At 50.7% G+C, this 15,472-nt stretch carries 12 protein-coding genes; 3 read left to right on the top strand and 9 right to left on the bottom strand.

Annotated elements, in window-relative coordinates; all coding sequences use genetic code 11:
- Position 1: 1 nt before the first annotated feature.
- The 6 genes from ACYVIY_RS22025 to ACYVIY_RS22000 form a co-directional block, all read right to left on the bottom strand.
- A complete protein-coding gene (locus ACYVIY_RS22025; protein WP_460978559.1) occupies positions 2-2,050 on the bottom strand; it encodes an ArnT family glycosyltransferase in 2,049 nt (682 codons plus the stop codon).
- Between the two features lie 59 nt (positions 2,051-2,109).
- Positions 2,110-3,219, bottom strand: coding sequence for a DegT/DnrJ/EryC1/StrS family aminotransferase (locus tag ACYVIY_RS22020; protein ID WP_460978558.1), 1,110 nt, complete (start codon positions 3,217-3,219; stop codon positions 2,110-2,112).
- Positions 3,220-3,296: 77 nt separating this feature from the next.
- Positions 3,297-4,553, bottom strand: a complete 1,257-nt coding sequence (locus tag ACYVIY_RS22015) for an ABC transporter ATP-binding protein (protein WP_460978557.1) — start codon at positions 4,551-4,553, stop codon at positions 3,297-3,299.
- Positions 4,554-4,641: 88 nt separating this feature from the next.
- Positions 4,642-5,472: an ABC transporter permease gene (locus ACYVIY_RS22010; RefSeq protein ID WP_460978556.1), complete on the bottom strand. Its 831-nt coding sequence runs from the start codon at positions 5,470-5,472 to the stop codon at positions 4,642-4,644.
- 68 nt (positions 5,473-5,540) lie between these two features.
- On the bottom strand, positions 5,541-6,659 hold the full coding sequence (locus tag ACYVIY_RS22005; RefSeq protein WP_460978555.1) for a hypothetical protein: 1,119 nt from the start codon (positions 6,657-6,659) through the stop codon (positions 5,541-5,543).
- A 12-nt stretch (positions 6,660-6,671) separates the two neighbouring features.
- Positions 6,672-9,302, bottom strand: coding sequence for a polysaccharide biosynthesis/export family protein (locus ACYVIY_RS22000; RefSeq protein ID WP_460978554.1), 2,631 nt, complete (start codon positions 9,300-9,302; stop codon positions 6,672-6,674).
- Between the two features lie 250 nt (positions 9,303-9,552).
- Here ACYVIY_RS22000 and ACYVIY_RS21995 point away from each other — a divergent pair, with 250 nt between their 5' ends.
- Both ACYVIY_RS21995 and pheA read left to right on the top strand, forming a co-directional pair.
- Positions 9,553-11,445 (top strand): DNA topoisomerase IV subunit B, encoded by a 1,893-nt coding sequence (locus ACYVIY_RS21995; protein ID WP_460978553.1) that lies wholly within the window; start codon positions 9,553-9,555, stop codon positions 11,443-11,445.
- 85 nt (positions 11,446-11,530) lie between these two features.
- The gene (pheA, locus tag ACYVIY_RS21990; RefSeq protein WP_460978552.1) at positions 11,531-12,604 is read left to right on the top strand and encodes a prephenate dehydratase; all 1,074 of its coding nucleotides are present in this window, start codon (positions 11,531-11,533) and stop codon (positions 12,602-12,604) included.
- A gap of 5 nt (positions 12,605-12,609) precedes the next feature.
- On the opposite strand, the gene ACYVIY_RS21985 is transcribed toward pheA, so the two are convergent.
- Positions 12,610-13,056: a DUF2059 domain-containing protein gene (locus tag ACYVIY_RS21985; protein WP_460978551.1), complete on the bottom strand. Its 447-nt coding sequence runs from the start codon at positions 13,054-13,056 to the stop codon at positions 12,610-12,612.
- 81 nt (positions 13,057-13,137) lie between these two features.
- On the opposite strand from ACYVIY_RS21985, the gene ACYVIY_RS21980 reads away from it, so the two are divergent.
- On the top strand, positions 13,138-13,830 hold the full coding sequence (locus tag ACYVIY_RS21980) for a sulfite oxidase-like oxidoreductase (RefSeq protein ID WP_460978550.1): 693 nt from the start codon (positions 13,138-13,140) through the stop codon (positions 13,828-13,830).
- 71 nt (positions 13,831-13,901) lie between these two features.
- On the opposite strand, the gene ACYVIY_RS21975 is transcribed toward ACYVIY_RS21980, so the two are convergent.
- Positions 13,902-14,459 (bottom strand): D-sedoheptulose-7-phosphate isomerase, encoded by a 558-nt coding sequence (locus ACYVIY_RS21975; protein WP_460978549.1) that lies wholly within the window; start codon positions 14,457-14,459, stop codon positions 13,902-13,904.
- Between the two features lie 39 nt (positions 14,460-14,498).
- The gene (locus ACYVIY_RS21970) at positions 14,499-15,431 is read right to left on the bottom strand and encodes an ROK family protein (RefSeq protein ID WP_460978548.1); all 933 of its coding nucleotides are present in this window, start codon (positions 15,429-15,431) and stop codon (positions 14,499-14,501) included.
- Positions 15,432-15,472: the final 41 nt, after the last annotated feature.

Raw genomic sequence — 15,472 nt, 5'->3', positions numbered from 1 at the left:
GCTACTTCAACTTACGCAGGTAATAATCTTCACCCGGCACGATCACGGCAGTACGCATCGTGGTGTCGGTGCCCAGGCGTACATCGCCGGGTTGAGGGCGAATGACACTTTTCGCGAAAAACAGGTAATCCGCATTTTTTGGGATAGGCCGCAGCCCCTGTTCGAACGGATTGATGGCGATCAGTCGACGCGACAGTCGTGGTCCGTAGAGCGGATACTCGTAGTCGTCGTTAATAGTACCCAGGGCTACAGTCGCCGTATCCGGAACGAGTTCGTCGAAGCGTTTGTACGGCACGTAAATATCCGGGCGGCCAAGCGTCATCTGCCGAATGCGATCAGACTGGAACGCCGACGTGTACGTATGTCCGTCGGGAGCCGTCCAGCCAAACGGTAAAGCGCGGATGTTCATGAAAACGCTCATCAGCGCTGATATACAGCCCAGCACGGTTATCAGCGCTACGTAACTTTTCCAGATCGTTCGGTTGGGAACGGCCACAGAGGTGCGCGGATGCAGAAATAACAGGGCTAGAAACGTAACGCCGAACAAGCCGGTTTCGATGAAGTAGCGCCCTTTGAACGGGTCGTACGGAGCTGAGTAGGAGAGGGCCGCGAAATGAAGCAGCAGAGCTAAGCCCAGAAAGATGTGCGGAGTTGACCGAACGTATCCGATCAAAACCAGAAAGAGCAGCGGAAAAATTAAGCCAAAGCCAAAGACACCCCAGTAAGGATTGGCGTTGTAAAAAACAAACCGGCGGTCGAAAGCAAACGGCTGAATCGAAAAGTCGGTTTCTTCGTCTAACCGCATGTGGAGTTTATCTTCCAGAGCAACCAGCGGTTTACGCATGGTATGATTTATGGAGGCTCCAAGCGTCGTGTTACGTATACCATCCAGGTTCACGTGATCGTAGCCATACCGGACGACATTCCGGCTGCCCTGTTCCAGTAGGTTCCTTAATGAGCCAGCCCGCTCAACAGATTGATGCTTTAAGGCAGTTGGTGGGCCTATGGGATGACCAAAGACTTCGATGTTTTTAAGATAGCCGGTCGGCAAAGTCCACAGGCAGATACCTACCAGAATGGCCGCAGCTAACCGCCAGGTTCTGGTAAAGGTAATACTCCACGATGGCGACAAAAAGACCGTATAGACCATGATGACAAACACCGAAGGCAGCAGCAGCGCAAAGGTAATTTTATGACCAAAGGCAATGCCGAACGCCATTCCCGCTAGATACAAATACCGGTTGTCCTTGGTTTGCTGATACGTAAACAGCATGTAGAGCAACACGCTCAGGTAGGCTGTTAAAACAATATCCGTTTCAGTAGTGATGGCCTGCATCAGAAAGTCAGGTAGCAGAGCGTATGCCAATGCACAGAAAAAACTAGCCGACAGATTTTTGCCGATACGTTGTACGATACCGAAAACCGCAACAACAGCGGTCCAGTAACTGAGGTGATGAATAAACTTGAAGCCGTTTTCAAAGTGGCCCGTCATCAGAAACGAATAAATCTGGAGCGTACAGACGCTCTTCGGATACGTATCGATGTTCCAGTTCGTACCACCGAAGTGCCTCATGCTGCCACGCTGTAGGTACTGCATCACCCGGTTCAGGTGGCCCGTCATGCTATCCCATTCGTTCGGAACGGTGAACAGCACCAGCAATAAATTGGTGAAGGCAATTATACCTAACGTAACCAGCAAACTGCCGAATATAAATTTTGAATATGTCGATAAGCCGCGAAACCAGTTTTCGAAGGTGCTGCGGCTGGTACGTACCAATTCTGGTATGGAAAAACGCGTTCGCTCAGTTGTCAGCCGGTTCAGGATCGCGCTCAGTACGGTAGCCGTAACGAAGACCGAAACGGCCCAGACAGGAGCGCTAGCCGTTTGGTACAGCGCCGATAACACGAAGCCCGTTAGGATTACACTACCGGCTCCTAATAGAAAAATGGTCAGGAGCCACTCGGCAAGGGACGGACGGCATATTCGAGCGGCTAACCATCCGAGATAGGCAATAAACAGAAAACCAGAAATAAGGTACAGCAGCGTCATTCGGTCGAATTACTGAAGCATACAGCTCAAGGGGGTGAGTTTAACGGCCGGTTGGCTAATTAATGATCAACGTGGTCTACCGCAACGGCTTCATTGACTAGTGTTGCAATCCGGTCGACATCCGCTTCGGCTAAATCCGGATAAAGCGGAAGACACAACACGCGTAGCGAAATATCTTCGGATAAAGGACAAGACTCAACCGCTCCTGACCGAAGCTGACTTACAAACGGTAACGTGTTGAGCGACGGATAAAAATAGCGCCGGGGCACAATGTCCTGAGCTCTTAGGGCATCGACAACACGCAGTAACGACTCTTCTGAGTCGAAGACAACGGGGTAGTAAGCGTAATTGTAGTCAACGCCCGGAGCTAGCGTTGGACGGCTGATCCGGGTGAAGTCGAGCCGGTCATCATAGTAGCCAAATACCTGCTTGCGGGCGGCAATCAGATCCGGTACTTTCGGTAAAACACACAAGCCCATAGCCGCGTGAAACTCGGAGTTTTTCGCGTTTATGCCAATGCTATAGTAATCATCGTTGCGGTGGCCAAAGGAACGGTAGAAGTGTAGCTTATTCGCTAACTCATCATTATCTGTGACCAGGCAGCCGCCCTCAACGGTATGAAAAACCTTTGTAGCGTGAAAACTACACGTACTGACATCACCGTAGCTTAAGATCGACTGCCCCTGATAACTAGCGCCAAACGTGTGGGCTGCGTCGTAAATAACTTTGAGCTTGAAGCGTTCAGCAATGGCCTGAATCTGCTCAATCCGGCAGGCGTTACCATACACGTGGGTAGCCATGATGGCCTGCGTGTTTTCAGTAATCAGCGGTTCAATTTTATCCGGGTCAATGCAGAAATCATCCGGACGAATGTCAGCAAATACGGGCGTACAGCCTTCCCACAGCAAGGCATTCGTGGTGGCCACATACGAAAAAGGCGTAGTGATTACTTCTTTGGTAATGTCGAGCGCTTTCAGTGCCATCTGAAGAACGATCGTTCCATTCGAGCAGAACTTCAGGTGTTTCACACCCAAATACTCCTTCAACTGATCTTCGAGCTGGCGGAGCAGAGGACCATCATTCGTCAGGTGGACACGCTCCCAGATACCCGAAAGGTATTTGGTATATTCGTCTAAGTCCGGCAGGTATGATTTGGTGACGTTAATCATAGATTGTCTTCACGGGAACGCTCATCCTGTTTTCAGGAGTCAGGGGAATGGCCGCTGAAATCAGTTGAACTATACACTCATTTTACAGGAACCTCCTCCAGCATCTCCATCTGGAACGGGAACTGGGGACGTACGTAGCCCGGCCATTTTCCGTACCAGGCAATGCCTTCCCGGTAGTCCTCAACATCAAAGGTAATACCCTCCTCCATAACATAAAGCGGAGTAACGGTATCCTTCACAATCATTACGGAAATCGTATACGTACCGTCGTTCAGGAAATAGCCGGGAATGGTGCATTCACCGACAATCAACCCTTTTCCGTAGGGCTGCGACTGGGTACCAACGTTAAAAATGCATTCGCCCGTTAACGAATTTAGGTGCAGGCTTAAGTTTAAGTTAGCGCGTTCCATCATATTCCAGAACTCGAATCGCACTTTCATCGGCGTCCGAACATCGATGGTCGTTAAGTCATCCTGGTATTCCGGAATCAACTCAATCCGACGGACGCGGACAAGATCGTTGCCAGGGGCATCTTCGGGATTATCCCAGTGGCGGGTCAGGCGCGTCTTCGACACTTTGCTGAGGTACGAGGCAATGACCTGATTGGTCTCACCCTGCTCAATCAACTGCCCCCGCTCAAAATACAAGGTTTTGTTACAGAGTGCCTGTACCGCCGTCAGATTATGACTAACGAAAATAACGGTCCGGCCGCTCGCCGAGTTGTCGCGCATTTTGCCGAGGCTCTTTTTCTGGAACTCCGCATCACCCACGGCCAGTACCTCATCGACGATCATGATTTCGGGGTCGAGATGGGCCGAAATCGCGAAGCCCAGCCGCACGTACATACCCGACGAATACCGTTTAACGGGGGTGTCGAGAAACTTTTCAACACCGGCAAAGGCCACAATCTCGTCAAACTGTTTACGAATCTCACTCCGGGTCATCCCGAGTAGCGACCCATTGAGGTAGATGTTTTCTCGGCCCGTCAATTCAGGGTGAAAGCCGGTACCAACCTCGAGTAAGCTGGCTACCCGTCCCCGAATGCGGACGCTACCGGTGGTTGGTTCAATGATTTTACTCAAGATTTTGAGCATGGTTGATTTTCCAGCGCCGTTGTGGCCGATAATGCCGACGCGATCCCCCTGCTCAATAGAAAAACTTACGTCACGTAAGGCCCAGAACTCTTCACGAGTTGTTTCAGTCTGCTGTTTTCCTTTTCCGAACAACTGCCGGAAATTTTCGGAAATCACATCCCGGAGCGTGTTCGAGCCCTTGCCTTTCTGGTGGTCAATGATGTATTGCTTACTTATATTTTCGACGGTAATGACAGACATAGTGATTTATGATTTACGATTAACCAGGTATGATCGATAATGAACCCGCACAGGAGATCAAAATTCTGGTCATACCGATCATAAATCGTTAAATATCATCGACAAATGTGTTTTCGCGTTTGCGAAAGAAATAAATGGATATAGCCAGACAAACTCCAACAATTGCAACGGAAGTCAGCAGGCTCCGGGGGTTAAAGTACGCATTTTCTCCTAACAAAGACCAACGGAACCCGTCGATAATGCCAACCAATGGATTCAGGATATACAGCGAATACCAGGATTCATTAGCTACGAGTCGACTACTGTAGGCAATCGGGCAGGCGTAGAATCCGACCTGCACCAAAAATGGAATCAATTGCCCAACATCACGGAATCGTACGTTGATGACAGCAAAAAATAGTCCAAACGCAAACGAGGCTAATACCGCCAGCAACATGAATACAGGTGCAAATAGAATGTGCCAGTCCGGCACGAATCGGTACCAGGCGGCCAGTAAAATGAAAAGGCCCAGCGAAACCAAAAAATCAATGAAGCTAACCGCGATCGAACTAATGGGCATGATCAAACGCGGAAAATAGACTTTCGTAACCAGATTTGAGTTCAACGTAACGCTGTTACTGATCTGGGTAAACGCGGTCGAAAAAAACGTCCAGACGGTAATACCGCCCAATACCATAAGCGGGTAGGGAACACCGGGGTCGGCGGGCAGCTTGGCAATTTTGCTGAATACGAACACCATGATCAGCATCGTCGTCAATGGGCGAATCAGACCCCAGGCCGTGCCAAGGGCGGTCTGTTTGTACCGTACCGACACGTCGCGCATGGACAAGATATACATCAACTCGCGGTTGCGCCATAAATCTCGCCAATAATGCCGCTCAGCGCGACCGGGTTCAATAATTACTTCGTGCGTTTTCATGGCAGTGGGTGTTGCCGTTCGTTTATGGTCTGTTCTGCAATTTGGTCTGGTAGTAGCTGATGGGTCGGTTACCCTTCCTGCATGATCGAACGATACGTTTCGCGCAGAAAGACAATAACAATCGACAGAATGAGCCCTAACGCAATACCAGCCTGCATACCAACCTGCGTCTTGACTTCCTTATACAGGGGAAAGGCTACGGGTTCAAGGATGGTAAATAAAGGCGCTTCACGAATCAGCGACAGCCGCATATTATCCGCACTTTGCAGCGCCTGGTAATACAGCGTTGTCAGGAACGTAGAATTGCGGGTCAATCGGTTCTCCATAATCCGGCCCTGTGCAACGACTACCTGCTGATTCTGGTCCATGTACTGAGCCAGGCGATTTTCGGTTCCGCTCAGGATACGGGCGATCGAGTCGGCCCGCGAGTTAAGCAGATCGAACATCTCGCGCGTCTTCTTGGTTTGCTTCCGCCGGTAATCTTCCTCAATCGTCGTGAGGTGTTTGGTAATGAAGTGGGCAGCCAGCATTTCGTCCTGCATACCGCAGCGAAGCTCCATAAACGAGGATTTTCGTTCAGGTTGGGTTACGCCCATTTCCGTTTTAATCCGGGTATAAATGTCTGACATCACCCGCTGTTCAAGCTTGGTGTATTCACTTGGCTCTTTACTTTTTTTGAAGTAAAAGGCGCGAAGGGTATCATCTTCTTCCCACTCTTCATCCCGAATTCCACTGTGCCGGATGTAGTAGTTCACCAGCAGCGTGTCTTTGCCGTTGATCGTATCCCGTTTCATCAACGTTTTTTCGACAACGGGTCTCGATTTGGCGTAGATCAGGAAGTTGTCCCCCACAAAGATGTTCGCATCGGCGGCACCCTGACTGAGACCGAAAGCGCTGGCTAACGCACCTAACTCGCCGAAACTACTCCCTGCCGAACCACCACCACCGAGGTTAAAGAGCATTGTGGCGCTATAGATAGGTGCCTTTTTATGGGTTAGATCGTAGATAAGACCAATGGTGCCGCCAATCGCCGTTAGTATGAGCAAGAGCTTCCAGTTCCGGCGCGCGACATCCTTTAGTTTAAGAATACGTAATACAACCGACTTCGGCGAAATTTGATCGGGAGGCAAAGGCCGACCCGTTGCCAAGACATCAGCGTTACTGTTTATCGGATTTGTTGGAGTCATAGCAATATTAGATTATCGTCCTACCCGACTTAAGGCGATGACCAGGCCAATTACTGATAAGAGCGACGAAATAGTACCAGCTGTTGAGCTAAGAATTTGCTGTGGCGTGAGTGGTACGGAGGTCTTCTTTGGAATTACGACCTCAGCACCTGGCTCGACGCGGGGATATACATTGAAGAACATGAATTTACGCGTACGGTCAACAGAACCGTTTGCATAAATCACGAATGATTTCCTGCGCTGTGATTTCGCGGTAAACCCACCCGACTGCGAAATATAATCCTGGAAGGTTTGGTTTGGGCGGTATTTAACGGTCGTTGGTAAGAGCACTTCACCCTGGATCCGCACCGTTTCGAGCAGCTTGGGAATACGTAACAGATCGCCTTCCTGCACCAGAATATCCTCAGAAGAACCTGGCTTAGCCAAAATCTTTTTCAGGTTGATTCCGATCGACTCTGGCTTGTCCGAAGACACGCTGTCCGTTTCTACGGTAACCTGACCAATACTGGCTGCATCAGCCACATCTGCCAGCGACTGTTTCCGACGGGCAACTTCGTCGGCACTGAGTCTTACGCGCCGAACCAGTGTTGCCCCTTCCACATAGGCTTGTGGAGTAAGGCCCCCGGCTAAAGTGACCAGATCAGATATCTTCTGGTCTTTACTGCGGATCGCGTACGAACCAGGGACGATAACTTCTCCTTCGATATTGGCGTACGTCTGAACCAAATAATTTGGCGACCGACGAACGATGACCTGGTCAAAAGGCTCCAGGATAAACCGGTTCTCATCTGAATTAATCGATAGATCGCGGTTAACATTGAACCGATGAATTTCGGCTACCTGTGCCGAAGCGGAGCGTGGATCGACATCTTTCTTCCGACGAACGACTTCAACCAACGAAGCGGCTGCTGATTCTTTTAATCCGCCCGCGCGGAGTAAGGCATCGTTCAGCGACATATTCGCCATGTACTGAATGTTTTCGTCGGGATAATTGACTTCGCCCATCACCGAAACTTTAGCCTGCTCCGTCAGATCAAAACGCGATGGAATAATAATTTGGTCTTCGCGCTGAAGCGTTACGTCGGGTTCCGTACCGGCCAGAATGTTGGCTAAGTTGACGGTTATGTTCTCGATGGCCAAGTCTTCGCGGGTCCGGACAATGTTAACCCGGCCCGTAAAGGCGTCACCTTTGAGGCCCTCGGCGGTGCTAATTAGTTTCTTCAGGGTCTGGTTATTGTCAAGTGAATACTGACCCGGCCGGTAAACTGCGCCTTCGATGGTAATCTGGTTTTCGAAACGATCCAGAAGTTGCTCGACTGTAACCAGGTCGCCATCCTGCATCTTAAAAGTTTTAAACTCGGGAGCTGTTACATCGAGAACCTTACGTTCCCGATCCGTCAGACGCGTCACTTTAACCCGGCTTTTGTAAGCGTTAGCCGCGAAGTCCCCCGCGTAGAAGAGCAGCCGATCGAGCGTTTCGTTCGGCATCATCTCAAAAATGTTGTTCCGTTTTACGGTACCGGTGATTTCAACCCGCGTTAGGTACGTAGTAAACCGAATGTTGTCGTTGTCCTGTAACCGGAAGTCGTTCCGCTGTGTGCCGTTCAGCAGATAATCATACAGATCAAGCGTAGCAATGGCCCGGTTATTACGGATCAGTTGCACTCGCCGGAACGAGCCCAGTTCGTTAGGGCCGCCCGCCTGGTAAATGGCGTTCATAGCCGTCGACAGGGAAGAAAGTGTATATGTACCGGGTCTGACAGCGTCACCCGTTACGGTTACGCGAATGCTGCGAATAGCGCCCAGCGAAACTTCCAGAAACGTATTTTTGGGGCCGTATGAGGAACTCCGTAACCCAACGTATTTGGTAGCCAGGCGGCTTTCGATGCGGGCTTTTGCCTGCTCAACCGATAAGCCCAGCACCGATACCGGACCGATCCCCGATTGGTTGGCGAAGTAAACCGCTCCTTCCGGCGAAACCGTTTGCGAGTAATCAACTTCCGAGTAACCATAGACTCGTATGTTTAACTGATCGCCGGGGCCGACAATGTAATTGCGGGGGGTAGCAATATTTATATTCGGTTCGAATGTCGCGGCATTCGTTGGATCGTTGAAAATCGAAAAACCGAAGAGCTTCCGACGCGTTTCTTCGCGTTCCTGCCGACGCGCCCGTTCGTAGCCGTCTTCAATGACTTCTTTCTCCGTCTGTGGACCCTGATCGGTTGTATCGGCCGGATCGACTGCGGCTTGATTCCGCCCGGTCGTCGGATTGGTTCGGAGCGGATTATTTGTCGGTTGAGACGTCGTACGACCGGTACGTACGTTACGTCCTGGAATTTGCCCACCCGCCTGGTTGATCTGCTGCTGAATGTTGGCCGGTAGATTACTGGTGTTAACGCCACCCGGCAACGTAGCGCTTCGGCCAGGCTGGGTTGAGGTGGCTGGTGATGAACCGGATCGAACAGCACCAGGCGAGGCTGTGCCGGTACCAGCGGGGGCAGGGGCAATCTGGGCTTGCGTGATGAAGCCCGTTACGGATAGCAGCAATGCCGTAATGCCTGTACAAAGTCGACGTTGAAAAAGAGCCCTTGCGGTATGAAAAGAATTTAGGGGAAAGTCGTGAATAATTCGCAAATTTTGCATATTTTTAAGATGTCGAACAGCTTCTGCGGCAATAAAGGCGAAGACTTGTATCTAACGACATTTTAGGTCTTATAGTACAAAGCACAGTTCAGCTGGCAAAGTAAACGAACTTTTGTCGGATTGCGAACAGTTTTCTATTCAGCGGAAACATTTATTGCCTTGCCTGAGCAGGGTATGATTTTTCCAATGTCCGTTAAATACATACGTTAAGCCAGCCGCTTTCATAAAGTCTATTATTCACTATTCCTGTATGGCAGAATTGACAAATCAACCCGTTCAATACAATGAAGATAGTATCCGCTCACTCGATTGGCGGGAACACATTCGTCTCCGGCCGGGCATGTATATCGGTAAACTTGGCGATGGTTCAGCGGCTGATGATGGAATCTATGTTCTGCTTAAAGAAACCATCGACAACTGCATTGATGAGCACGTCATGGGCTTCGGTAAGATCATTGATATTCGCGTAACGGATCACCGCGTCGAAGTTCGTGACTATGGCCGGGGTATTCCATTAGGCAAAGTCGTTGAGGTCGTTTCCAAGATTAATACCGGTGGTAAATACGACTCAGGGGCCTTTCAGAAATCGGTAGGCCTGAACGGCGTCGGTACGAAAGCCGTCAATGCACTGTCGACCTATTTTCGGGTTCAGTCGTTTCGGGACGGACGTACCGTATGGGCTGAGTTTGAGCGGGGCGAACTTAAACAGCAGGGCGAAGAAGCCACCAACGAACGGAACGGTACGCTGATCTGCTTCGAACCCGACGATACAGTCTTTAAGCATTTTCATTATATACCGCAGTATCTGGAGAACATGATCTGGAACTACTGCTACCTGAATGCCGGGCTGACGATTGCCTTCAACAAACAGAAATACATATCACAGAATGGACTGCTGGATCTGCTCCGTAATAAGACGGATGAAGATTCGCTACGTTACCCAATCATTCACTTGAAAGGCAATGACCTGGAGATTGCCCTAACGCACGGCAATCAATACGGGGAAGAGTACTACTCATTCGTGAACGGGCAGTACACAACGCAGGGCGGTACGCACCTCAACTCACTCAAAGAGGCTGTGGTTGAAACGGTGCGTAAACACTTTGACAAGAATTACGAAACCACTGACATCCGGGCCAGTATTATTGCGGCCATAAGCATTCGCGTGCAGGAGCCGGTATTTGAGTCGCAGACCAAAACAAAGCTGGGTTCGGTAAACATGTCGCCGGAAGCCAATGCGCAGTCGGTAAATTCATTCGTTAAGGATTTCGTTAAAGAACGGTTAGACGATTTTCTGCACATGAACCCGACCGTTCGCGATGCACTGAAAAAGCGGATCGAGCAGTCGGAGCGGGAACGTAAAGAACTCGCCGGTATTAAGAAACTGGCCAACGATCGTGCCAAGAAGGCAAGTCTGCACAACAAAAAGCTTCGCGACTGCCGGAATCACCTGCCCGACGTAAAAGCGGATGATCGGTATCAGTCGACCCTATTTATTACCGAAGGTGATTCGGCCAGCGGTTCCATCACAAAATCCAGAAATGTGCAGTCGCAGGCGGTGTTCAGCCTGCGGGGCAAACCGCTAAACTGCTATGGCCTTACCAAAAAGGTCGTGTACGAAAACGAAGAGTTTAACCTGCTTCAACACGCGCTGGACATTGAAGAGGGATTAGAAGGGCTACGCTATAACCGCATTGTCATTGCGACTGATGCGGACGTCGATGGAATGCACATCCGGCTGCTAATGCTGACGTTTTTCCTTCAATTCTTTCCGGACCTGGTACGTAACGGACACCTCTATATTCTGGAAACGCCCCTGTTCCGCGTGCGAAATCCGAAGAACCACAAAGAAACCACGTACTGCTATTCCGAAGAGGAAAAGCAGACGGCTATTGATAAGCTGATGAAAGGTGGGAAGAAAGTAGAGATTACGCGCTTCAAAGGCTTGGGCGAGATTTCACCCGAAGAATTCGGTTTGTTCATCGGCGAGAATATGCGGCTTGAACCTGTTATTATGGAGAAAGAAACGTCGGTGCCCAAGCTGTTGAGCTACTACATGGGCAAAAATACCCCCGACCGTCAGCGCTTTATTATCGATAATCTGCGGATTGAGAAAGATATTGACGAAGCGGCATTAGTTTAGTCAATTGTTTGCAGTAGGCATCAGGCAGTGTACTTTTGTGGTACACTGCCTATTTTATTGCGGTTAAGGCTGCACTTTTTGACTGATGACTCTCGAATCGATCCGTAACGACATTGACGCCCTGGATGACCAACTGCTGCTGCTGCTGAACAAGCGCATGGAACTGGTCCGGAAAGTGGGTGAACTGAAACGGTCTACCAACACGGTTATTTATCGCCCCGAGCGCGAAAAACAAATCCTCGATCGGCTGCATACCCAGAATGATGGGCTGCTGAATCGCTCGGCCATTGAAGCCATTTTTCTGGAAATATTCGCCGTATCGCGTAACCTCGAACTGCCGGAGCGAGTGGCCTATCTGGGCCCCGAAGGAAGTTTTACGCATCAGGCCGCCGAAAGCCGGTTTGGGGCAATGAGCGCCTATATGACCCTCCCCACAATCCGTTCGGTATTCGAAAGCGTCGAAACCGGGCGAGTTCGGTTCGGAGTGGTGCCCATCGAGAACAATCAGGAAGGCATTGTGCTGGAGACCATCGATCTACTCCTCGAAAAGGACCTGACCATTGCCGCCGAGGCTCAGATTCCCGTACATTTTACGTTTGCTACGAAAACCGAAAATCTGGCCGAGATCACGCACATCTACTCTAAAGACATCGCGTTTCGGCAATGCAGCAAGTTCTTGAACGATACGTTCGACGGATTACAGGCCGAACTGGTGCCCGTTGAATCGACTTCAAAGGCGGCCAAGCTAGCCGCGCAGCAACCCACCGCTGCTGCCCTCTGTTCGAACATCGCAGCCAAGTTGTTCGATGTACCGGTGTTATTCGACAATATTGGAGATAGCGACCTGAACCGGACGCGGTTTCTGATTCTGGCGAAGGACTTTGTCAACCAGCCCAGTGGGCACGATAAAACGACTATCATTGCCCGGCTGCCGAATACGGAAAAACCGGGGGTACTGGCCGAATTTCTACAGGAGTTCAATGCCCGTGGCATCAACTTAACCAAAATCGAAAGCCGTCCCCTACGCGAAGGTGCTACGTTCCGATACTGGTTTTTGATTGAATGTGAGGGTCATGCGAACGAGCCTGCCTTGCAGGATATCTTAAATCACCACGCGGCTGAGGTCAAATTGTTGGGCAGCTACGTACGTATAGCCTAGTACGGTTAGTTTTTCGGGGGTGTTTTTTCGGCTTGAATGCGCTCGGCAATTCGTCGGCCTAGTTGCTCACCCCATTCCCGACCGATGCTGGATGATTCCTGCATGATGGCTGGAAGTTCGCGGATGGATTTCTGACCAAGTGGCGATTTATAGAAAGCTAACAGTTCCTTGATTTCGTCGTGGGTGTAATGCTTCTCGTACACAGGAATCAGCCTGTTGATCAGGTCCTGGTAGTTCGCTTCCTTCTCAACACTGGTCCAGAAGCTCTCGGGAAGGCCGGTATTCGCTTTCTTGAACGTTTCGACAAACCGACTCATCGACTGTTCCATTAGCGAAGTTGTGCCCATCATGGTCATAAGCTGACGAATATCATCCTGCTTAGTAGGGGCGCTTTGAGCGGATACGTGAACAGAAATAAGGGTAAGAAACAGGAGGGCAAATAGAGAACGCATGAGGTTGAGTTTTTGGGTCAGCAAAACTACTGAATCCCGTTTACTGTTTACTAACAGTAAGAAGAGAAAACACAGGCGCGTATGGAAGCCAACGAGAAAACAGATAAGATTGTCGAGGCTCGGATGAAACTCAAACGCCGGTTTGAGGAGAAGATGGCGCAGACACCATCAATGACGGACGAAAAACCACGCGGGTCAGGGCCACCGAACCGTCATGGTATGCCAACGGTGCCCATTGGCCAGACCGTCACCACGAAGTGGCCGGTACTGGATTTAGGGTATCAGCCCAGTATTCCTCTCGATAAGTGGCAACTCAATATTGATGGCGAAGTAAACAGTCCGGTACGGTTGAAGTGGGAAGACCTGATGGCACTGCCGCAGGTTGAAGACGTAAGCGATTTTCACTGCGTGACCACCTGGTCGCGGTTAGACGTGCCCTGGGTGGGTGTCCGCTTTATGGATCTAGCGGCTTTAGTCGATCCCAAAGGCACCGCTACCCACATCATGTGTTACGGCTACGATGGATACTCAACCAACGTATCGCTGGAGGAAGCGCTCAAGCCCGACGTTTTACTAGTGCACACCGCCGACGGTCAGCCATTACCCAAAGAACATGGTGGACCATTGCGGATGATTACACCCCAATTGTATGCCTGGAAGGGGGCGAAATGGATAAAGCGTATCGAGTTTCTGGCCAAAAATCAGTTAGGGTTCTGGGAAGAACGCGGCTATTCAAACACAGCCTATCCGTGGCGTAACGACCGGTATTCTTGAAGGAGAACGAACCAAAAAGGGAAGAGAGGGACAAGGGAGATGTACATGCTTCCTTGTCCCTCTCTTCCCTTTTAGCTTTCGATAAATCCGTAGCAGAGCATGTGGCAGATGGTCATTTGAGCATCTTCAACGCGTCCGTAATGCTCATCCTGGATAACGATGGATTCGTGGGCGAGATCCGCCAGTTTTCCCCGTTTACCCCCGACCAACGCAATCGTAGTCAGGCCGTGGTTGTTCGCCCATTCGACCGCTTTAACCAGGTTCGGGGAATTACCACTTACACTTAGTGTTAGCACCAGATCGCCGGGCCGGGCGTAGTTCTGAAGCTGCTGGGCGTACACATCTTCGTACGAGTAGTCATTTCCCAAGGCGGTAATCCACGATAAGTTTTCGTTGAGGGAGAGACAATGAAAACGCTTGCCCATCTTGTCGGATGCGCTTTTGCCGAGGTCCGTAATGAAGTGGGATACGTTCGATGCACTACCGCCGTTGCCAAACGCAAACAACTGCCGATCTTCCTCCCAGCACTTTTTAATGAGTGAGATGAGGTGTTCAACGCGGTCCAGCGGAATCGCATCGTAAGCCGCTTTCTGGCGATCAATATAAGCCTGGAAGTAGTTGGTGTTCATTTTCTATACGTATCGTATGATTCAAACAGAGACCAGTATTCAGCGAACTAACGACAAAGCCCCGATCGGTACAGCGTCTTCCCGCAGTTTCGCCAAGAGGACGATTGGAGCTGGTTGAAAAGCGGTCATCACGAATCGGGGTAAGGCTTGCCGAACGGCTGCCCGCAACGGCTCTCCAATCAACGAAAGCCCACCACCCAAGACAATCGCGTCGGGATGAAACAGGTGAACGACGTGCGATACGCCTAATGCCAGCACCGAACCGATTTGCTCGATAAGCATCCGAGCTACCGGGTCACTGGCTTCGTAAGCCGGGTGCAAAAATCGGGCTTCTTTGCCTCTATCTCCAGCGGCATGAGCATCCAGAATAAGCTGTTTTAAGGCAGAGTCGTCGGGTAGTTGCGGAAGCAGCTCCCGAATCTGTTTATCAACCGCCCAGCCCGATACGGTTTGTTCAATGGTTTGACCGGGCGAGGATTCGCTCGGCGGAACGAGCCACAAGTGACCGATCTCGGCTTCACCAGGCGTGGCACCGTGGTAAATTTGCTTGTCAACGACCATTCCTCCACCGACTCCGCTGCCTAACGTACTGTAAAATACGTGACGAAATCCGGTAGCAACCCCGTGTCGGGCTTCGGCCAGGGCCGCTACGTTGGCATCGTTCTCTACCCGTACCGTTACGTTGGGAACGCGTTCCTGAAGCCAGCCCGTCATATCGAAGCCTGACCAGCCGCCTACCTGATGCGAGGTCGCGATACGTCCGCTTGTCCAGTCGACCGGCCCACCGAAGCCGACACCAATAGCGCGAGGAGCCTCCGGCAAATCATCCAGTACGTCCGAAATATGGGTTAAAATACCATCCGCGCCCTGTGCTGGGTCTACCTCAAAGCGGAATCGCTGAGCAAGATTACCCTGCTCATCGTCAGTTACCAATTGCAGCTTCGTGCCGCCTATTTCAATACCAAGATTCATAGCTGATCAGATTAATGCTGCCCGTTGTGGTAGCACCAACC

The sequence above is a fragment of the Spirosoma knui genome (assembly GCF_054780635.1).
This window is presented reverse-complemented; position numbering and strand designations above follow the sequence as displayed.